Source organism: Balneola sp. (assembly GCA_002694685.1).
Classification (GTDB): domain Bacteria; phylum Bacteroidota; class Rhodothermia; order Balneolales; family Balneolaceae; genus Gracilimonas.
Genome location: NZMW01000011.1, coordinates 95,151 through 115,833 on the forward strand (window position 1 = coordinate 95,151; position 20,683 = coordinate 115,833).

At 41.8% G+C, this 20,683-nt stretch carries 25 protein-coding genes; 21 read left to right on the plus strand and 4 right to left on the minus strand.

Features of this window, described 5'->3' with window-relative positions; translation table 11 throughout:
• The first annotated feature begins 33 nt into the window (after positions 1-33).
• The 4 genes from CL667_12790 to CL667_12805 all read left to right on the plus strand — a co-directional run bounded on the left by CL667_12790 (position 34) and on the right by CL667_12805 (position 3,168).
• Complete coding sequence (locus CL667_12790; protein MAL18575.1) at positions 34-1,575, plus strand: response regulator; 1,542 nt, start codon at positions 34-36, stop codon at positions 1,573-1,575.
• A gap of 1 nt (position 1,576) precedes the next feature.
• Entirely contained in the window at positions 1,577-1,999 is a 423-nt protein-coding gene (locus tag CL667_12795; GenBank protein MAL18576.1) for a tRNA (adenosine(37)-N6)-threonylcarbamoyltransferase complex ATPase subunit type 1 TsaE, read from the plus strand.
• Between the two features lie 5 nt (positions 2,000-2,004).
• Entirely contained in the window at positions 2,005-2,292 is a 288-nt protein-coding gene (locus CL667_12800) for a hypothetical protein (protein ID MAL18577.1), read from the plus strand.
• 255 nt (positions 2,293-2,547) lie between these two features.
• Positions 2,548-3,168, plus strand: a complete 621-nt coding sequence (locus CL667_12805) for a nicotinamide mononucleotide transporter (protein ID MAL18578.1) — start codon at positions 2,548-2,550, stop codon at positions 3,166-3,168.
• 98 nt (positions 3,169-3,266) lie between these two features.
• Here the strand turns inward: CL667_12805 and CL667_12810 are convergent, their stop codons facing one another.
• Entirely contained in the window at positions 3,267-3,890 is a 624-nt protein-coding gene (locus CL667_12810; protein MAL18579.1) for a thiamine diphosphokinase, read from the minus strand.
• 88 nt (positions 3,891-3,978) lie between these two features.
• Here CL667_12810 and CL667_12815 point away from each other — a divergent pair, with 88 nt between their 5' ends.
• From CL667_12815 to CL667_12825, 3 genes are all read left to right on the plus strand, one after another.
• Positions 3,979-4,941: a DHH family phosphoesterase gene (locus CL667_12815; GenBank protein ID MAL18580.1), complete on the plus strand. Its 963-nt coding sequence runs from the start codon at positions 3,979-3,981 to the stop codon at positions 4,939-4,941.
• 57 nt (positions 4,942-4,998) lie between these two features.
• The gene (locus CL667_12820; protein MAL18581.1) at positions 4,999-5,934 is read left to right on the plus strand and encodes a response regulator; all 936 of its coding nucleotides are present in this window, start codon (positions 4,999-5,001) and stop codon (positions 5,932-5,934) included.
• Positions 5,935-6,044: 110 nt separating this feature from the next.
• The gene (locus CL667_12825; GenBank protein ID MAL18582.1) at positions 6,045-7,238 is read left to right on the plus strand and encodes a hypothetical protein; all 1,194 of its coding nucleotides are present in this window, start codon (positions 6,045-6,047) and stop codon (positions 7,236-7,238) included.
• Positions 7,239-7,464: 226 nt separating this feature from the next.
• Here the strand turns inward: CL667_12825 and CL667_12830 are convergent, their stop codons facing one another.
• Entirely contained in the window at positions 7,465-8,427 is a 963-nt protein-coding gene (locus CL667_12830) for a xylose isomerase (GenBank protein ID MAL18583.1), read from the minus strand.
• Positions 8,428-8,599: 172 nt separating this feature from the next.
• Here CL667_12830 and CL667_12835 point away from each other — a divergent pair, with 172 nt between their 5' ends.
• From CL667_12835 to CL667_12890, 12 genes are all read left to right on the plus strand, one after another.
• A complete protein-coding gene (locus tag CL667_12835; GenBank protein ID MAL18584.1) occupies positions 8,600-9,841 on the plus strand; it encodes a phosphoglycerate dehydrogenase in 1,242 nt (413 codons plus the stop codon).
• A gap of 389 nt (positions 9,842-10,230) precedes the next feature.
• The gene (locus CL667_12840) at positions 10,231-10,638 is read left to right on the plus strand and encodes a hypothetical protein (protein ID MAL18585.1); all 408 of its coding nucleotides are present in this window, start codon (positions 10,231-10,233) and stop codon (positions 10,636-10,638) included.
• Positions 10,639-11,102: 464 nt separating this feature from the next.
• Positions 11,103-11,456, plus strand: a complete 354-nt coding sequence (locus CL667_12845; GenBank protein MAL18586.1) for a hypothetical protein — start codon at positions 11,103-11,105, stop codon at positions 11,454-11,456.
• Between the two features lie 92 nt (positions 11,457-11,548).
• Positions 11,549-11,911, plus strand: a complete 363-nt coding sequence (locus tag CL667_12850; GenBank protein ID MAL18587.1) for a hypothetical protein — start codon at positions 11,549-11,551, stop codon at positions 11,909-11,911.
• A gap of 22 nt (positions 11,912-11,933) precedes the next feature.
• Positions 11,934-12,410, plus strand: coding sequence for a hypothetical protein (locus CL667_12855; GenBank protein ID MAL18588.1), 477 nt, complete (start codon positions 11,934-11,936; stop codon positions 12,408-12,410).
• Between the two features lie 135 nt (positions 12,411-12,545).
• The gene (locus CL667_12860; GenBank protein ID MAL18589.1) at positions 12,546-13,049 is read left to right on the plus strand and encodes a hypothetical protein; all 504 of its coding nucleotides are present in this window, start codon (positions 12,546-12,548) and stop codon (positions 13,047-13,049) included.
• Between the two features lie 122 nt (positions 13,050-13,171).
• A complete protein-coding gene (locus tag CL667_12865) occupies positions 13,172-13,519 on the plus strand; it encodes a hypothetical protein (GenBank protein ID MAL18590.1) in 348 nt (115 codons plus the stop codon).
• A gap of 191 nt (positions 13,520-13,710) precedes the next feature.
• Positions 13,711-14,061, plus strand: a complete 351-nt coding sequence (locus CL667_12870) for a hypothetical protein (protein MAL18591.1) — start codon at positions 13,711-13,713, stop codon at positions 14,059-14,061.
• Positions 14,058-14,339, plus strand: coding sequence for a transcriptional regulator (locus tag CL667_12875; protein ID MAL18592.1), 282 nt, complete (start codon positions 14,058-14,060; stop codon positions 14,337-14,339). Before CL667_12870 ends, CL667_12875 begins: the two co-directional genes overlap by 4 nt.
• Before the next feature lie 6 nt (positions 14,340-14,345).
• Complete coding sequence (locus tag CL667_12880) at positions 14,346-14,891, plus strand: deaminase (GenBank protein ID MAL18593.1); 546 nt, start codon at positions 14,346-14,348, stop codon at positions 14,889-14,891.
• Positions 14,892-14,906: 15 nt separating this feature from the next.
• On the plus strand, positions 14,907-15,272 hold the full coding sequence (locus tag CL667_12885) for a hypothetical protein (protein ID MAL18594.1): 366 nt from the start codon (positions 14,907-14,909) through the stop codon (positions 15,270-15,272).
• Between the two features lie 58 nt (positions 15,273-15,330).
• Positions 15,331-15,912, plus strand: a complete 582-nt coding sequence (locus tag CL667_12890; GenBank protein MAL18595.1) for a hypothetical protein — start codon at positions 15,331-15,333, stop codon at positions 15,910-15,912.
• 261 nt (positions 15,913-16,173) lie between these two features.
• On the opposite strand, the gene CL667_12895 is transcribed toward CL667_12890, so the two are convergent.
• Both CL667_12895 and CL667_12900 read right to left on the minus strand, forming a co-directional pair.
• Complete coding sequence (locus tag CL667_12895) at positions 16,174-16,947, minus strand: gamma-glutamyl-gamma-aminobutyrate hydrolase (protein MAL18596.1); 774 nt, start codon at positions 16,945-16,947, stop codon at positions 16,174-16,176.
• A complete protein-coding gene (locus CL667_12900) occupies positions 16,934-17,935 on the minus strand; it encodes a hypothetical protein (protein ID MAL18597.1) in 1,002 nt (333 codons plus the stop codon). Before CL667_12900 ends, CL667_12895 begins: the two co-directional genes overlap by 14 nt.
• A gap of 177 nt (positions 17,936-18,112) precedes the next feature.
• On the opposite strand from CL667_12900, the gene CL667_12905 reads away from it, so the two are divergent.
• Positions 18,113-18,472, plus strand: coding sequence for a hypothetical protein (locus tag CL667_12905; GenBank protein MAL18598.1), 360 nt, complete (start codon positions 18,113-18,115; stop codon positions 18,470-18,472).
• Between the two features lie 171 nt (positions 18,473-18,643).
• Complete coding sequence (locus CL667_12910) at positions 18,644-20,539, plus strand: ABC transporter (protein MAL18599.1); 1,896 nt, start codon at positions 18,644-18,646, stop codon at positions 20,537-20,539.
• The last annotated feature ends 144 nt before the right edge of the window (positions 20,540-20,683 follow it).

Sequence of the window (20,683 nt, forward strand, 5' to 3'; positions counted from 1 at the left end):
AGTGTTTTAGAGGCAATAAAATTAAAGAACTTCATGCCAAAAATACTTTGGGCAGATGATGAAATCGATCACCTGCAATCACATATTATATTTTTAGAAAAAAAAGGATTTGAAATCACACCGGTATCTAACGGGGATGATGCCGTCAGTATGATATCCTCCGAACCATTCGATATCGTGTATTTGGATGAGCAGATGCCGGGTATGGGCGGACTGGAAACCCTCGAGAAAATCAAAGCCATTCAGCCTTCTATGCCGGTGGTTATGATTACCAAGAGTGAGGAGGAATCGATCATGGAAGATGCCATTGGAGGTAAGATCTCTGATTATCTCATCAAGCCGGTAAATCCGAACCAGATTTTACTCACTACAAAGAGGCTGCTTGAGCGAAGCCGACTTCAATCTGAGAAATCTGCCCAAACATATCTTAAGCAGTTCAATGAGCTTTCGTCTCGCATTCACCCCGGAACGCACTGGAAAGAATGGATAGATATTTATAAAGAGCTTACCAACTGGCAAATTGATCTGGGTGATAGTGATGAAGGCTTGGTTCAGGTCCTCGACGATCAGTTTCAGCAGGCAAATAAGGAATTTGGAAAGTTTCTGAATCAGGAATATAAAGACTGGGTTCAAAAGGATGACAGCCGGCCTTTATTATCGCATGAAATTTTCAAGAAGTATGTGAACCCTCGTTTAGAGAAGGATGAAAAAGTGATGTTCTTTCTCGTTGATTGTATGCGGTACGATCAATGGCTCGTTTTTGAGCCGGTGCTATCGAAGTACTTCTCAATCGATACGGATTTCTACTATTCTATTTTACCTACCGCAACGCCTTATTCCCGAAATGCTATTTTCTCAGGACTATATCCGGCTGATATAGAGCGCATGTATCCGGAACTATGGCAACAGGGTCAGGACGAGTCTTCACTGAACCGCCACGAAGAAGAGCTGCTTCAAAAACAACTGAATCGAGATGGTATTGACATTAATTTCAAATATGAAAAAATACTGAATGCCGATGCCGGCCGAAAAGTTGCCGATAAAATTGGCAGTTATGCTCAATCTAAACTGGCAGCCTTTGTGTTTAATTTTGTAGATACGCTGGTCCACTCCCGCTCAGATTCTGATGTTATTAAAGAACTGGCACCCGATGTTTCCGCTTTCCGGGCCGTTACGGAAGCTTGGTTTCAGCACTCTTCTCTGCTGCAAATGTTCAAAGGATTGGCAAAAGAAGATGTTACTCTAATCATCACTACCGACCACGGCTCGGTTCGTGCTTTGCGCGACACTAAGGTTTATGGTGATAAGGACACCGCCACTAATCTTCGCTACAAATATGGCCGCAACTTAAAGGCTGATGAAGCTGATTCTGTAATTTTCATGGACGACCCTGAGCAGTATCGCCTTCCCAAAGTCGGATCCGTCAATAACTATATGATTGCCCGTGAAGACTACTACTTTGTGTATCCAACCAACTACCATAAATACCAAAACCGGTACCGTGATACTTTTCAGCATGGTGGTGCTTCGATGGAAGAGATGATTTTACCGGTAGCCACTCTAAAACCTAAGTAGCGTGCAGTCAACTGAGAGTACATCCGTGGAAGAAACCATTCGTGTTGGTTTTGAGTTTGGCAAACAGCTTGAAGCAGGGGATGTTGTATGCCTGGATGGTGATTTAGGGGCCGGTAAAACGCACTTCGTTAAAGGCGTTGCTTCTTATTTTGGGATTAATCCTGAAAAAGTCAGCTCACCTACCTATACTTTGATCCATGAATATTCCGGGGAACTTCCCGTGTATCACTTTGATTGTTATCGACTGAAGCACGAACAGGAAGCTCTGGAAATTGGAGCTGAAGAATACTTTTACGGTGATGGCGTTTGTTTAGTCGAATGGCCGAAAAGAATTGAAGGCCTGATTCCTGAAGAGGCAATCTGGATTGAGATTTCGCACCTTTCAGATTCAAAACGAAAAATTAATATTCATCAGAAGAAGTAATACTGATGGGCAGTACAAAAAAACGAAGACTTTCATACCGACTTGATCTCCTCCCGGTGATTCTACCCTATCACCGCCGTGCAAAAAATACGCTTCGCACCGGCGATCTGGTTTATTACGGTCCCAGCCCAGAGTTTTATGGGATTGGCGAAGTGGTTCAAACTGCAGAAAAAATTTGCATGGTCGATTTTCGGGGAACTGGAGAACTGGGCATCCACAAAGACGAAATGCTTTCCTCTTATCTCATTCCTATTCATAAACTAAACCTTTCAGGTGTATTGAAAGGGCGGTAGTGAATAAAGTCATTCTGAGCATATTTGCGAAGAATCTTCCCAAGCCTATTCCCGCTTCAATTCTATTTCACACTCATGTAGATCCTTCGCAAATATGCTCTGGATGACCTTGATTGGTTTCTATTTATCAGCCCTTAAGTCATTCATTCTGGGGTCCTCACAAAAGTTGGCTTTCAGTTTTTATTCTTTTCAAGTAAGAACATATTCGTCATCATTCCTTACGGAATTTTTCTATTTTTGCCGCTCACTTAACTCATATCCATGGAATACATCATCGAAGGTATTATAAACGGCATCATCCAAACCACCACTTTGGAGTGGATTGCCGTGGCTACCGGTTTGATGAGCGTTTGGTTTTCCATGAAAGAGAACATTCTGGTTTATCCCACAGGAATCATCAGTGTATTGATTTATGTGTACCTCGCCTTTCAGTATAAACTCTATGCTGATATGGGCGTCAATTTCTATTACTTCGTGATGAGTGTGTATGGCTGGTACTTCTGGCTTCATCCCAAAAGTAAAGATCGGGAACAGGTTCGGGTGACTATCAACAACCAAAAAGAAAACCTGATTACCGCTGCTCTGTTATTGGGCTCCTTTGCCATCCTGTATTTTGTGCTTACTAACTTTACCGATAGCGATGTGCCTTTCTGGGATTCTACCACTACCAGTTTTGCTATAGCCGGAATGTGGCTGATGGCTCGGAAGAAAATCGAAAACTGGGTTGCCTGGATCATCACCGATATTATTTCCGTGCCTCTTTATTTCTACAAAGGATTGGTTCTCACCAGTTTCCAGTTCCTTATTTTTACTGGCTTAGCTTTTGCAGGATACCTCGCCTGGAAGAAGTCGATGGAAAAAGTAGCTGAGAGTTAATGTCAGTCTGAGGGTACTCCCGAAGAATCTCCCCGAGCTAAGACAAACTCCAACACCTTCTTTCTTTAGACCCAGCACAAGTCTGCTCAGGATGGCTTCTACTCTACCGTATTCTCCAGAAAAACAGCTAGCTCTCCTTCTTCAATTTCTATAGAAAATTCTCGTTCATTATTTTCATTAGAAGTCCCATCCCGTTTTCCGTTTTCTAATGCTTCCCCGTTTAGCTGAAACTTCAATCCCTTTGTAGTAACCCCACTTACTTTTCCTGATAATGGAAATAATGAAACGATACTGCCAATTGGCCGCTCAGCTTTAAAAGTTGAAGTCACCATTTGAGCGGTCAGACTCTCATCCACAAACATCAGGTTTTCAAATTTGGGGTGAAATTGACTGAGAACAGACAGGTTTTTCAAAGAGTGATCCATCCGCTTACCAAAAGCGCCTAACACCACACAGGTTTTGGCCCCTCTTTTCAGTGCTAATGAAAGTGCTTTCTCCAAGTCATTAGTTTCCTGATCAGGATCTTTGATGATTTCAAAGTCAACCGTTTCCGGCTTTACAAAACTGTCTAAATCGCCAATTACCACATCCGGTTTCACCTTATTTTTGATCAAGGTATTCCCACCTCCATCCGCACCAATTATGATTTTCACTGACTTCAGTTCTTCTTTCAATAATTCTTTGCCCGGCGGAAATCCGTTACTAACTATAACTGCGTGCATGTGTGTGTATTAAGCTGACTATTATTTCACTGTAAAATAAATGGATTTGTGTCAATGTTCGCCTATTTTTGAGCCTATGGAAACAAATATGTTTAAAAACTTTATTTCAAAAATTCAGAAACATCAAAAAGTAGCTGTTTTCTCTCACGTTCGTCCCGATGGGGACTGCCTTGGGTCTCAGGTTGCACTTAGCTTATGGCTGCAGAAAAACGGGATTGATACTACTGCTTTTAATGAAGACTCCATCCCTCAAAACATGGAGTGGTTGCTCAATTTTTTCCCCATCATAAAACCTGCTAAAAATCATCTCACTGATTTCGATGCCTTTGTGGTTGTAGATGGAAATGCTTTACACCGTTTTGGTGAAACTGCTGAGTACCTATCGGAATTGGGGAAGCCTATTTATATGATTGACCACCACCCCGACCCTGATAATATTTTTGAGGAGTTTGTTTCGGAGGTGAGTGCTTCTTCCACCTGTGAACTTGTTCATAAACTCTACAGCGAGCATGATCCTGATCAAATTGATGAGCACGCAGCCAAAGCGATGTATCTGGGACTGGTAACCGATACTGGTTCATTCCAATTTGACAGCGTGAAACCGGGAACGCTAAGTGCCGGTGCTGATTTGCTGAAACGAGGTGGTTTTACCCCAAATGTAATAACGGAGAAGATTTACAGTTCTCGTCCGTTAAAGCAATTGAAGCTGCTCAGCATGGCGCTCGAAACCATCGAACTACACGTAGATGGACAAATTTCTACCATCACTATCACTGAAGAAATGTTTGAGCAAACCGGGACATCAAACGAAGACACCGAAGGCTTTGTGCAGTATCCGCTGAGCATTGAAGGCGTCAAAGCCTGTGTGCTATTTCGTGAAGATGGCGACCGGGTGAAGTTAAGCCTGCGTTCACAAAGCAATATAGATGTAAACAAGTGGGCGCGCCGCTTTAACGGTGGTGGTCATAAAAAAGCAGCTGGAGCCTGGCATGCCGGTCCGGTTAAAAAAGCTATGGAAGAAGTAATTAGCGTAGGGCAAGAACAATTATAGTTCTAATTCCGAGTTTTTTACTATAATAAGGCATCATAATTTGTTTAGAGATACATCATGGAGCACGAATATAATTTACTGATCATCGACGACGATACTCCGATGCACCTCATGCTGAATAAGCTCTTGGGAGATGAGTACAACATCCTAATGGCCGGAACTGCACAAGAGGGCATTGATATGCTCAGCGAACATAAGGTGCATTTTATTCTCACCGATATTCATATGCCCGGCATGTCAGGATTGGAATTTCTACAGGTTTTGATGGAAGACGCCGACCGGCGTAATATTCCCGTTCTGATTATGACCAGCCTTCCCTCTGTTGAAAAAGAACAAATTGCTCTTGATCTGGGTGCATCTGATTTCATTGACAAATCCCTTTTCAACTCAGATATGGAATCCGTTCGCAATCGGATTCGCGCTAAGTTTGTAGCCAGTGTTGACATCCCTGATCTTCCTGAAAAATTAGTTTACGATAAAAAGGAAATAACTAAGCAGATTTTATTTGAGCTTTCATCCGGAGACTTTGTCAGTACCGCTCAGAAATTATGCAAGATCTTAGGCAATAAACTTCATACTGATCACCTTTCATTTTGGACCATTAAAGACGGAAACGTTCAAATGTTACTGGCAAATGGAACACAGCTTCCCCGCAGGTATGGCCCAAGGGAACTGATGCGGGAAGACACATTCCAGCGCGTACTTACCCAAAAACGGCCTTATTTAGTCAACAATGTGTACACTTCCAATAAGGGGATTCTCCCGAGTATGTCTAAAGATGAAGGACTACCTGCTGAAATTGGCATACCTCTTTTTGCGATGACAGAAAAGCAGCTCATCAAAAACAAGATGAAAATACCTCCTAAAACCCCGCTATTCGGATATATTGTTCTAAAGCGCAAAAGGGTCTTTACCAGCAAAGAGTACAAATTAACGTCGGTTTTGATGATGCATATGGGAACCATTCTTTTTAGGCTTTACCATCGGCTTTAATTTCAGTTTTAGTAATTAATCAGACAATCACTACCCGATTAATCCGTTAATCGACTCCATTTGCAACTACACATTTCATTCTGAAATAATAATCGCAGCTAATTTAGTTTATGATCAGAACCGTTACTATTCTACTTATATCTCTTCTTTTTGCAGGATGCTCGGCTAATCAGGATCAAGCCGCTCTCAAGCCATCTCCATTAGCATCGGTAGGCACCTTTGCAAATGCTCAGCAGGATACTCAGCTAAAAGCTCAACCTAATCAGCCTGCTTCCGTTGATGACAGCCGCCGAAATGCAATTACCAATGCTGTTGAAAAGGCCGGGCCAGCTATTGTAAGCATCACGGTTACGGAACTTCAGCGCGGCTACACCCGCGAGTTTGATGCCTTCTTTTTCCGATATTTTGATGTCCCCATTCAGAGAGAAGTAAAGAGTGTAGGTTCAGGATTTATTATTAGTGAAGATGGATTGGTTGTAACCAATGAACACGTAGCCAGCAAGAATTCTAAAACAATCATGATCGCCCTTTCTGATGGCAATACTTATGAAGCCGAGCTGCTCGGATCGGATGAACTTGCCGACTTATCTTTGCTCAAAATTAAAGGAGACCGCGAGTCTTTCCCTTACATAAACTTCGCAGATTCTGATGAAATCATGGTGGGCGAATGGACGATCGCGATGGGGAATCCATTTGGGCTTTTTTCAGATGGTCAGCCTTCAGTAACGGTAGGAGTGGTTAGCGCCAAAGAAAGAGACTTCAGGCCTGACCCCAAGGACCCACGCGTTTATGTTGAAATGATTCAAACCGATGCGGCCATTAACCACGGTAATTCCGGCGGCCCTCTTGTGAACAGTAACGGCGAGGTGATGGGAGTAAATACTTTTATTTATACCGGTGGTACCAGCGGTGGATTTGTAGGTCTGGGATTTGCAATACCCAGTAACAGGGTCAAAAAAATTATTGGACAGCTAAAAGAGTCGGGCTCCGTTTCCCTGGAATATGATCCAGGGATGAAGTTTGTGCCCGTCACCCGACAGCTAATCATGCAGTATCCAAGCATCCCACGAGTATTAGGGCTCTTTGTGACGGAGGTTAACAAAAGCGGTCCGGCCTATGAATGCGGAATTATGCCGGGCGATGTAATCGTACAAATTGGAGATGAGCGCGTAACCAGCGAGATGCATGCCTGGGCTTTGATGCGCGAATACGTTGAAGGCGAAGAGATGAGCCTCCACCTTGTCCGGGATAACAAGCAGTATAAAACCAGCATGAAGCTACGAAAGCGCGTACAGGGGCGGTAGTAATTAGTAAGGGCATCGTGAGGAAAAGCAACTAACATAAAAGCACCGCGATGCCGTAAACGACTCGCTTACATACCGGAAGACAAATAATTATACTCACTCTCTTCCAGTAAACAAGTGAAGGGTTTTAGCCCTTCACAACCCGATTTCAGTATTTTATAAACGGTTTTGAAGCGATCGGAACATCAACATTAAATCTGGTTCAGACGCTCTGCGTCGGAACCAATCACCCCAACTCTTCCCTGATTTTAACCAATAAGTCTTTAGTCGCCATAATACCTTCATTAGCTGGCAGCGAGCTTCCCTCATACTCCACACCGACGTACCCACCATTGAAACCCGATTCTTTCACAATCTTCATCAGCCTCATATAATCAAGTGTGGATTCATTCCCGTCTTCATCAAAGGCATAGGTTTTGGCGCTCACTCCATGGGCAAAGGGCATCAATTCTTTTACTCCTTTATAGGTATCATATTTTTCTACGCATGTATCTCCCCATCGGGCATTATCGCCATGGCTGATACAGAAGTTTCCAAAATCAGGCAATGAACCCGCCCACTTACTGTCAACTTGTTTGAGGACATCTGCTAAATGGCCGGCATGAGAAGACAGCCCTCCGTGATTTTCAACGATTACACTGATTTCCTGCTCACTTCCATACTCAGCCAGCTTACCCAATCCATCAACTCCAGCACTCTTCCATGCCTCCACATCCCCTTCCGTTTCTATTGAACCGAACAAGTTAATTCGGATTGCATGGCAGCCCAGAAATTTTGCTGCATCCACCCATTTTTTGTGATTATCTACAGCCGCGTTTCGTTCTTTATCATCAGCTGCAGCCACGAAGCCTTCGTTATCTACCATGATCAGAAGATTTCTAACTCCCTGATCTTCGGCTCTCATGTTCAGCTCTTTCAGGTAATCCATATCCTTCGCTTTATCTGCAAAAAACTGATTCACATACTCAACCGCATCAATCCCGAAGCGGGTTTTTGCTACTTCCGGAAAATCAAGGTTCGTCATTTCACCGCCAAAAATCTGTTGATTCAGGGACCACTCTGCGAGCGAGATTTTGAAGTCAAATTTCTCATCAGCCCCAAATACAAGTGAGGGATTTGCGGCTGCAAAAAACACTCCTCCGGTTGTTAAAGCTGTTTTTTTGAGGAAATCGCGGCGTGAGTTGTTCATGTCTGTAATTAGATAGTTAGAATGGTTTTGGTTCTTTGAACTTCTGTAATAAATGGATAAAAAGGAAAACAGAGATTACTGCACAACTATTTTATATCTCTCCAAGACTCAACCTTATATAAACAGAAATCTTTTTTACATTCCACACCTCACTTACACTCAAAACAATTTTATGTCATCATCCCAAGAAGATCTTTCTTATCCCAAAGAAAATATCAAAGTCCTTTTGTTGGAAGGAATTCACCCCAAAGCAGAAGAAAATTTCAAAAATCACCAATTCCTGAATGTTGAAACTCAGGATGAAGCCTGGAGTGAAGATGAGCTCCTCGAAAAAATCCAGGATGTACACCTGATTGGCATTCGCTCCAAGACTCAGATGACTGAGAAAGTGATTAAAAATGCTCCAAAACTTAAGGGCATTGGATGTTTCTGTATTGGAACCAATCAGGTTGATCTGGAAGCCGCCATGTTAGCTGGCGTCACCGTCTTCAACTCTCCCTATTCAAACACGCGCTCTGTGGCTGAGCTGGTTATCGCCGAGTCTATTATGTTGAAGCGACGCATCCCGCTCCGTGATAAAAAAGCGCACGAAGGCACCTGGCTGAAAGACGCTAAAGAAAGCTATGAGGTACGCGGCAAAAAAATGGGAATTATTGGCTACGGTCATATTGGCTCTCAGGTCTCTGTATTGGCTGAGAATATGGGGTTTGATGTACTGTATTATGATGTAGAACCGAAGCTCCCAATGGGTAATGCCACCCGAATTGAAACCATGGAAGAGCTCCTCGAAAAATCAGACATCGTAACTCTGCATGTGCCGGCTACACCAAGCACCGACATGATGATGGATGCCGAACGGTTTTCACAAATGAAACAGGGCAGCGTACTTTTAAATCTATCCCGTGGTTCGGTCGTTGATATTAAAGCTTTGAAAGAGGCCATTGAATCGGGACATATTTCCGGAGCTGGTATTGACGTATACCCTGAAGAGCCGGAATCATCGGGGGAATCTTTCCACACTGAATTGCAGAATTTACCCAACGTTATTTTAACCCCGCATATCGGCGGTTCTACCATTGAGGCTCAATACAATATTGGGTCCGATGTTTCTAATAAACTCATCAACCTGATTGATAATGGAACTACGGTGGGATCTCATTCCGTGCCGCCACTGAATCTGCCGGTACAAAAAAATGCGCATCGTATTTTACACATCCACGAGAACAAGCCGGGTGTGCTTTCTGAAATTAACCGCTGCCTGTCCGATTCAGACATCAACATTCTGGGGCAGTATTTGAAAACCAATGAGCATATCGGTTATGTGGTGTTAGATGTGGACAAAGAGTATGACGACCAGGTGCTGGAAGAAATCCGTAATGTGAAGCATACGATTAAGACTCGGATTTTGTATTAAGAGCTCAAACTCTAAGTACCAGGCTCCAAATCCCAATGACCAGTGACCAGGGTAACCTCTCTTTTCGGGTCATGCTGAGGATACTTCCGAAGCATCTTCTCGGGTAGATGCTATTTCTTACTTTTGCAGATCCTTCGGGGGCACCCTCAGGATGACTTGGGTTGGCTACTGCCTCTTCTGCCTAAACAATTGATTTTCCTTTCTGAAGAGAATTCGGCACATTCCTGTAGAATTTTATCCGGGACTTTAGACGACTAAGCAGACGGATAACATCCAAAAAACACCGAATCATGAGCTTGAGGGGCGATCACCGGATCTTATCCGCCGCGCCCTAACAAGCCCCTTGTTCGGATAATATTATGTTAGTGCACTTCTACAAATAACCAACCATGTCAGAAATTGTTCGGAAAAAAATGGAAGAAAAAAGTGAGGCCGAACTGCTTCATATCCTCCAGAATGAACATCAATTTAGACCTGAAGCGATAAGAATTGCTAAAGAGATTTTAGAAGAAAAGGGAAATGCTCCTGATATTGAAGGATCTCAAAGCGAAGTACCAAATTATTCAAATAGTAATCCTACACTATTTTACAATCTGTTCTTAAAACCTGAAATACCCTGGTACTACCGATTGAACAGATTCTTGGCACTGGTATTGTGCTTTCCCGCTGCATTGTATGTAATTATTGGAACAGTTATTCCAAATCCCAATATTGAAGTACGAGTGATCCTTGATAAAGAGCTTGGTAGCTACACAGTAAAATCTAAAGACTATACTTCTTACTCTTTAAAAATATAAGAAAAGGATATTAGTGTTCCTCCTACTGTGTATCACGTGGCTGAAGTCGGTGACACATTAAGATTGTAGACGGGAATTTCAGACATAGCAGGATATCATCTTATCGAACTTATCCAAAATGGAGAATCTAAAGTTCGAATTACCGATGATGCCCTTCAAATTGGAATAGCAATGGTATTTTTTCTTCTGTTCCCTTTATTAGTCTTTAATGACTATGAAAAATGGAAGGACAATATAATTTTTCGATATATGTATGCAGCTATTCCTGCGACAATTTCTTTGATTGTTTTATTCGGATTATTTATTGCATGGTTGGTTTCCTAGCAAAATAGAACGTGCACTAACAAGCGTTTCAAGTCGGACGCAGGTGGGTTCGATGGTAAGCTTGTGAGCAATAAAATTAATCCGTTACTTCAACGAAAACCGAGAACCTGCGCCGCTTAAACGCTGGGTCGTTAGCCTCCATGAAAAAACCAGAATTGAAATACCTTATCAGCACTGAACTCGATGAAGGGGAATTACCTGAAAACCCTGACAACTGTTCAGTATTCATCGAAGCCAATATTGGTTTAGAAGCTGAAGAAGGTTCTGATATTTTTTCATTTCATGTAGTTACCCCAAGTTTTCTCGAAAACGATGATAAGCCTCGTTGGGGACGAGGGTATTTAATTATTGATTACTTTTCTTGGGAATTGGTTGAGAAGTCCATCCAAAAATTACTTCGTCATTGTAATGGGAAAAACTGGGATGAGATTTCAACACAACTAAGTAAAGAACTTCACTGGGAGTTTGATAACTACAAAGAAAATGAAGGCTAACAAGGCGTTTTAAAGCGGACTGGGTGCGATGGAACTTGATTGCCAGGAATTAATTTCGCTACTTCAAGAAAATCAGAATCCCCGCGCCCGTTATGCGCAGGGTCGTTAGTTGCATCATGAATTTCCCAAAGAAAAAAACAATTCTTGGAAGTGTTACCCTTCTATTGACCATCATTATACTTGGCTTTGAGGAGAGAGATGTTGCTGTAAATGCTCTCCATATGATCGTTATTATTTCATGGGTAATAACTGTAGTTACTGAGGCGATTGTATTACTTTTTCTTAGAAAATGGAGACTAGGTTTATCTGTACTAATACTTTTTCCTTTATCTTTATTTCTCCCTGATCTAATTAATTACAATCCTGAAATAGTTTATAAAGCTCAGCTATTACTTTGGTTTATCTTACCTTCCTTTGCATCATTATTCTTAATCAACTATAAAGATGACAACTAACAAGCGTTGTAAATTCTAGAAAATGAAGCCAATCTTAATTCGTGCTTTTCAATGGACTTTAGCCAGTTTTCTTGTTGGTTTAATAGTTTGGCTAATTTTAGGTGGTTTAGTTTGGCCCGTATTTTTTTATGATTGGACTATTTCTGACGCTATTTCTCACTTTCCATTCTCACTGATTCTAGGCAGCTATTTTGCAGGAGCTGTAGGTTTAGTATTGTCACCTATTTATTTTGGATTGTACACAATATTTGAAAAAATAGCTGAATCTAAGATTTGGTTAAAAAATACTTCAATTGGCTTATTTATTACCGTTTTAATTTTGGCTTTACCTCCTGCTATTGGAATAGCGTATTCATTTGAAGAACCGATTCTTGGAGAAGATTTTAAGTGGATTGAGTTTGGTAAAACTTTCATGTTAACTGGAATTATATTTATATGTGCTGTACTAATTCCAAGACTAACACTAAAAAAATTAAAGCCAACAGAATCCGCGGTATAAATAACAAGGCGTTTTAAATCGGACGCGGACGGAGTGCGATGGAAACTTGTTTGCCAAGAATTAATTTCGCTAATTCAACTAAATCAAAATTCCAGCGCCGTTTAAACGCTGGGCCGTATTACCACAATGACGTCTATGTCAAAAATCGTCTTTAAAGCAGATAAATCCCGACTTCTTAATCGCTTAGTTTTTGGAATAGCAGGCGGTGCTTTTCTAATCTGGTTATATGCAACCGGAGTCGATAAAGCTTTTGTAATTCCATCTTTAATCCTATTTGCTATTCTTGCAGCCCGAGGTTTTTGGCGCCTTTTTCAACAATACCGAAATAGTGAACTTATAATTTTAGATGAAAATGGAATTACTGACAGTAGCTACGGTCTTGGATTTATTCCATGGGGAAACATTCAAGCTGCGAGAATTCATGAAGTAAATCGATTTATTCAAACATTTCGTGTCATAGAACTAAGCTTAAAAGACAACAAAAGATTTTTTGATAACAAAAGTTATGACCGACGTCTCATTGAAAAAGGTATTTCAAATGGTTCAACTGGAATTTGGCTGAATACTTGGAAATTACAAAGCTCTGATGAGGATGTTCTTGAAACAATTCGGGAATACATCTACAAATATTCTAGTTAACATTTTGCGGTATAACAATTGTTTTAAATCGGACGGGGTGCGATCGAACTTGATTGCCAGGAATTAATTTTGCTACTTCAAAATAAATCATAATCCCCGCGCCGCTTAAACGCAGGGTCGTTATGCAACCTAATCAAGAATCATTGGAGCTAACACTTTCTGATATTGAAAATCTTTCTACAAAGAATCAGGAATTCGCACAAGAACTTCAGCTTCTATACGATGCAATTAATGATTACCCAAAGTTGGGAATAGATTCGATTTCCAACTTGAAGCAAGATTTAGAAAATGAAGGCTTGAAGTCTTTCGGAGTAGAGGAAATCAAAAAATTCCAGAAAAGTCTCTCTGCTACTGAGAATGCATGGATAATTGAGTCTTTAGAAAGTATAATTGCTTTCTGCTCCAAAGTTGAAGAAAATGACTTCGTAAATGCTGTTCGGAAACTCACACATAAACTACGGGTTGCATAACAATGCGATTCAAATCGGACTCGGGCGGGGTGCGATGGAACTTGATTGCCAAGAATTAATTTTGCTACTTCAACTAAATTATAATCCCCGCGCCCGTTCTGCTCAGGGTCGTTATGTTCTTCATTTACTTCTCCTCTCTTTTCGCAATAAAATTTATTTGAAAAAGTTCGCATATATGCTAACTTTGAAATATGCGCGTTATCAAGTTTTACCGAACAAAAGCCGGGAATTGTCCTGTCGAAGATTTTTTGCACAGTCTTCCTGACAAACAATCCAAAAAAGTGGCCTGGACACTTCGTGTTGTTCGTGATTTAGAACAAGTTCCCACTCAGTATTTGAAGAAGCTCAAAAGCACCGATGATATTTGGGAAGTACGAGCAACGCTTGGTAACAATACTTTTCGGTTGTTGGGATTCTTTGACGGGCCAAAACTAATTGTCTTAACTAGTGGATTTGCCAAGAAGTCGAATAAAGTCCCAAAACAGGAAATTGAGACTGCCGAAGAACGTAAACGTGATTATTACCGGAGGAAAGAAGAATGAGTAAAGATGATTTAGAAATTTTTATCGATCAAAAGAAAGCCGAAAGCCCAGAGTTTGCCGAAAATTTTGAGGAAGGATACCTCAATTTCAAGATCGGAGTAATACTTCGTCAGGCTCGTGAAAATATGGGAGTAACTCAGGCTGATGTTGCCGAGAAGCTGAACACCACGAAATCAGTGATTTCCAGAATGGAAAATCATGCCGAGGATATTAAACTTTCTACGCTTACTAAATATGCGAAGGCATTAGGTAAAAAAGTAAAGCTCGAAATCCAATAAATTCAAATGAAATGCTCCGTTTATATCGCTACCAGTGCTGACGGTTTTATCGCAAAACCGGATGGGGATATTGAGTGGCTTCACAGGTCAGAGTATGAAGATGCAGCACAGGTTGGATTAGACTATACCGAATTCATTTCAACAGTGGATGCCATTGTTATGGGGCGCCATTCATTTGAAAAAGTATTGACCTTCGATGACTGGTATTACGAGGACATCGAAGTCATTGTATTAACCACAAGAAAACTGACGGTTCCGGAGCGTTTGGGAGATAAAGTACGAGTTGAGTCCGGAACTCCTCATGAGATTGTTACGACGCTTTCCGGGGAAGGCAAGAACCACCTTTATATTGACGGCGGTATTACCATTCAACGTTTTCTTAAGGCGAAACTCATTGATGAACTTACCATTACGGTACTCCCAATCCTGCTTGGAAACGGAATTCCATTATTCGGCAATGAGGGAATTGAGCAGTCCTTAAAGCTGATAGAAGTGTCTTCATCCCCCGGTGGAACTATCCAAAAAAGATATCGTGTGAAATCCACCGAATAACGTAAATACTTTGCTATGAAAACAACTCCTAAACACAATGCTCGAATTGCAAGTATGACCTTTGCCTCCGTATATCCGCACTATATCACAAAAGTTGAGGGTAAAGGCAGAACAACAGAAGAACTGCATCAGGTAATAACCTGGCTGACTGGATTTAGTGATCAAAAAATCCAAGAGCTTATTGACGAAAAAGTTACGTTTGAGACCTTCTTTAATAGAGCTCAGCTAAATCCCAATGCTCACCTTATCAAAGGAGTAATTTGTGGCTATAGAGTGGAAGAACTTGAAAACCCGCTTACACAAAAAGTGAGGTATTTGGATAAACTGGTTGACGAGTTAGCGAAAGGTAAAAAGATGGAGAAAATTTTGCGTGACTCTTAGGTTGGAAGAGTTAATTTAATAACCCTACCCCGACTGATCATTATCCAAATAAGATAGCATGAGCAAGGAAAGTCCCGAATCCTTTTATCCCAAAAACACCCAAGAATGGCGGGAATGGTTGACTGTCAATCATAAAAAGAAGAAATCAATCTGGCTGATTTTATACAAAAAGAACTCCGATGAACCGACCATCTCCTGGAGTGAAGCTGTTGATGAAGCCCTGTGCTTTGGATGGATTGACAGCACACGGAGAGCCATCGACGACGAGAAGTACATGCAGTATTTTTGCCCTAGAAAAGAAAAAAGTATCTGGTCAAAAATAAACAAAGAGAAAGTTAAGAAGCTCAAAGAAGCTGGCTTAATGACTAAGTCTGGCCTGAAAATCATTGAAACGGCAAAGCAAAATGGTTCCTGGACTATTCTGGATGGAGTTGAAGCCCTGATTATTCCCGATGATTCAGAAAAGGAATTCCACAAAAATTCAGGATCAAAGGAATTCTTTCTAAGCTTGAGTAAATCTGACCGAAAACGCCTGTTGTACTGGCTTGTATCGTGCAAGAAAAAAGAAACCCGGGAAAAGCGGATTGGCGAAATTATAAAGCATGCGGCCAACAATCAGAAGCCGCCTGCTTTTAGATAATACGGCAGGATGGTACTTCTATCCCAACCACTCGTTTCAAGTACGTAAAGCATAAGTAGTCATCCCGAATTTATTTCGGGATCTTAAGATGTGGCTAGAAGTTATACGGTTATTCTATTGATTGTTTGAGGCTTCAAAGGCTACTCCGTCCAAGAGACCTCACAAAGATCCTGAAATAAATTCAGGATGACGACATCGTCGTTAAACAGCGTCTTACAGGTTGTCTTTGTTACATGACAGCCCATAAAATCCATGCTCTCTTTACCGCGCCGCATTCACCAACTGCTTAAAAATATTTCGCTGTCGGGAAATTTGGATGAGATATTCCGGATGCCACTGCACCCCAATCATAAACGGATATCCTGAATGTTCGATCGCCTGCGTGATGCCAGTATTCAATTCTTCACACGCAACCTCAATACCCTCTCCGGGTTTATCTATGGCTTGGTTATGAAGTGCATTCACGTTGCAGACATCCGTTTGGAGCAGCTCACATAACTTGGTATGATCTTTAATCTTAATCCGCTTTTTGGGAAATATGGAAGAAACCTGCGCTTTCTCTGCATAAAACCCCCGAATGTCCTGATGCAAAGTCCCTTTGAAATGCACATTCATAAGTTGCATCCCGCGGCAAATTCCCAATACGGGAATACCTTTTTCAATGGCATCACTCAGATATCCAAGTTCTAGCGCATCCCGCTCTAAATCGATGGGTGATCTTTTAGTATGCTGAAAATAGCGAGCCAGCCAGTAGAGTGGAAAAAACAAGATGGAGAGCAGCCACTCGAAGATGGTCCGCTTATCTTTAGCCAGCGTTGCTTTCACGATCCGCTGCTGACCATATTTCAGCGGCTCAACATCGGCACCGCCACCAATTATAAGTCCGTCAATTTGATCGATACTTCTGGGTGTTTCCGTTGTAATTCGAAGAGGTTTCCCTCCTTGCAGTATGATCGAGAGGGCTGTAAAAATCCATGCACCTGTCCCACCTTCCTTAGGACCCGTAACTCCTATTGTAGGTTCACGATCTTTCATTGTCTACCCATCTTTGCATTAGCTTTACCCATTTCTTTTTCATGCTGAATAACGACTTATCATCCATTTCTAAAAAAGCTTTTGAATATCGTTTTAGTGCCTGCTCATCATCCGCTAATTTCTCTACCAGCCACCATCGGTTCCATTCCTGTGCAAGCGACCATTCTTCATTTTCTATCGAGCAGTTTGGAAGCCTATAATGAAAAGTGGGCCGGGCTGAAGTCAACTCCTCTTCAAGATGACTTTGCGTGAATTCTTCATCCATAAACATAAAAGCAGGCAACAGGTCAAGCGGACGGTTTCTGGAATTCTCATACTCAAAATAGTCTTTGATCAGCGTTTTCAGGTCAGGCTGATATTCCGGTCTGAGAATATGCCGGATGTACTTCATCTCATACTCGTTGATGTAAGGCGTCAGCTTTCGGCTGATATCAATTTCTGCATCCTGCCGAATCCAGGCGTCCAGCATCACATATGCCTTCAGATGCCTCGCAATACTTTCTGCTGTCAGTTCCGGTACTTCCGGGTTGATGTGTAACCCAAAGGCATAGAAAAATGAACTTCCTGTTCCCTTAGCTTTCCATTCGCGTAGTTTATCAACCAGCTTATCTAATTCATTAAGCCGTGAAAGAGGAATCGGCGGCGTTATAATCTCAAAGGGGACTACCGTTGAAGCCATGCCCCGAAGGGTGTCTTCAAGCTTGTCTTTATTCTTTAATTTCTTCACATCAATCCCGACCGACTCCAGGACCTTCTCATATTTCTTATTCAGAAAAAGACTGGCGTCCAGTTCCAACGAGAAAGTACCGAACCGGGTGTCCTGAATTTCGAATTCATACCCGCTGATTTGGTTTACCTTGCCGCCGTACAGCTCCACAATCATCTCAGCAGCATCGATCATTTCAACACCGGTAAATTCAAATTCGAAACCGGCCGACCGTTCTTCACCGTCCTGATTTGTTGGTTTTGGGGGATTTTTAAACTTCAATTATTCCTTCTTTTTGTTATTCAATCAGCTTAAACAGATGTCAGGTTATATTCAATCCACAATATTTCTCACTCTAATACTTATAACCTATTACATATATGATAGCTATGTCTAACATACTTGGATATTAACATTCATTTTTTAAATTACAGTAACCAACAATAATTGGACAGCTTCATGACAACAAAACAAACAATTGAAGAATTTTTCGAGGAGCAATTTCAAAATACATCCCAATTTTTTCTCTATAAGGATAAACAGTTACTTAAAGATGGAAAGTACCAAGAATTTGCCCATGAGCAGCTAGATAAAGCTAAGAATATCTTCTGGTCAGTTGGTGCCGGTTTATTGATGGCTACCTGGTATGGAATAACCAGCTTTATCAATTACGGTACCGATCCTACAGTTATTAATTTAGCAATGGGATTATTTTGTTGGTTTGGCTTCATGGCCGGCTTACTCTTTAGTTGCAAAGAATATTACACCATCAAAAGTTCTATGACCTTACTTATCAAACTTATGGATGAAAAGGAGTAGCATTCTCTTTGTTGAAGATTGCATACTTATTCCCCTCATATGTTGACGATTGGTATATGATCTTCAGATTGTAGTAACCCACCATTTCTTTTCTATATCTCTTGCTTAAATCCCGCTATAAAATCCGTATTTTAGGGCTTCATCAACTGAGTTCTAATTCCCAATTTTTTCATGACCTACCTTTCAACCGAAAACCTTTCCAAACATTTTGGAATTAAACCTCTGTTTGAGGACCTCACCTTTGGCATTTCACGAGGTGATAAAACCGCCCTTATTGCTCCCAACGGAACAGGAAAGTCCACCCTCCTGAAAATTTTAGCCGGTGAGATGGAACCCGATAGCGGGAAAGTCATGACCCGAAATGGAATTCAGGTTGGCTTTTTGGCACAGGAGCCGGATATGGATGAAAGCATGACCATCAGCGAATTCATTGCGCACGGAAACTCAGAAAAAATCCGGGTTGTCCAGCGATATGATAAAGCCGTTCGTGACCAAGCCGAAGACTTCAACACACAAAACCAGCAAGCGTTTGAGAAAGCTTCAGCTGCCATGGATGCCGCCGAGGCCTGGGATGTGGAACAGCAAATGGAACAGATTTTGGGCGTCCTCAACATCCACGATCTGGATCAATCTATCGGTTCTCTTTCTGGTGGGGAAAGAAAAAGAGTAGCACTCGCTTTTGTGCTTTTGGATGAACCTGATTTGCTGATTTTAGATGAGCCGACTAACCACCTGGATGTGGAAATGATTGAGTGGCTGGAATCCTATCTCGCCAAGAGCAAGATGACCCTCCTGATGGTTACTCACGATCGCTATTTTCTGGATCGGGTGTGTAATCATATTCTGGAGCTGGATTACGGGAAGCTCTATCATCACAAAGGGAATTACGAATACTATTTAGAGAAGAAAGCTGAGCGGGAAGAAGTGGAGGCGACCGAGATCGCCAAAGCCGGCAAGCTGATGAAAAAGGAGCTGGAGTGGATGCGCCGCGGACCTAAGGCCCGAACAACCAAGTCTAAATCCCGAATCAAAGATTTTTATAAGACTAAAGAAAAGGCCAATGCAGGGCGGGAAGAAAGTGAACTGCAGCTGGATGTGAACATGAGCCGCATGGGCAGTAAAGTGTTGGAAGTTGAAAACCTTTCCAAAGCATTTGAAGACACTGTTATCTTGGATGATTTCAGCTATCAGTTTTTGCAAGGTGAACGCATTGGAATTCTTGGTAAGAATGGAGTTGGTAAAAGCACCTTTTTGAAAATATTAATGGGAGAAGAACCTGCTGACTCGGGTCAGGTAGAAACCGGCGAGACCATCGTATTCGGTCATTATCAACAGCAGGGTATTGAAATTGATGAGTCGAAACGGGTAATCGAAGTTATTAAGGAAGTTGCTGAAGTGATTGAGCTCGCCAATGGAGATCGTATCACAGCTTCTCAGTTTCTCGAGCATTTTATGTTTCCTTCCAAAATGCAGTACACCCCGGTAGAAAAACTCAGTGGTGGCGAAAAGCGCAGGCTCGGACTGATGATGGTGCTTATTAAAAACCCGAATTTCTTAATTCTGGATGAGCCCACCAATGACCTTGATCTGCTCACCTTGAATAAACTCGAAGATTTTCTCATGAATTTTGGCGGCTGCCTGATCATCGTTTCTCACGATCGCTTTTTCATGGATAAACTTGTAGATCATTACTTTGTATTTGAAGGTCAGGGCGCCATTCAGGACTTTCACGGCACCTACGATGAATACCGGGAGCAAGTACTGGCTAAGGTCAGCAACGGCTCTGACAGCAAAAAGAAAAAGACGCCGGCTCAAAAACCAAAGCAGGAAAAAGAGAAGCCTAAAGAAGAACCCAAAAAGCTCAGTTATAATGAGCGCCGGGAGTTCAATAAGCTGGAGAAAGAGATTGCCCAGATGGAAAAGGAGAAAACCGAACTTGAAAAATCAATGAGTGCCGGAAATTTGGATTATGAGGAACTGAGCGAACTTTCTCAGAAATTTGAGCAGCTGAAAGAAGAGCTTGAAGAAAAAGAATTAGTTTGGCTGGAACTTGCCGAACGAGCTTAAAAATGACTTCATCCGACGACTCCCAGTTCGTCTGATGAATGGGAAAGGCACAACCTCTTTACCAACTTTTCTTGCTCCTTTCAATCGTCAGACCACTTCGAGGTAGGGTTTAACTTTACAGCTTAGTTCAGTGGTCGGAGGGTT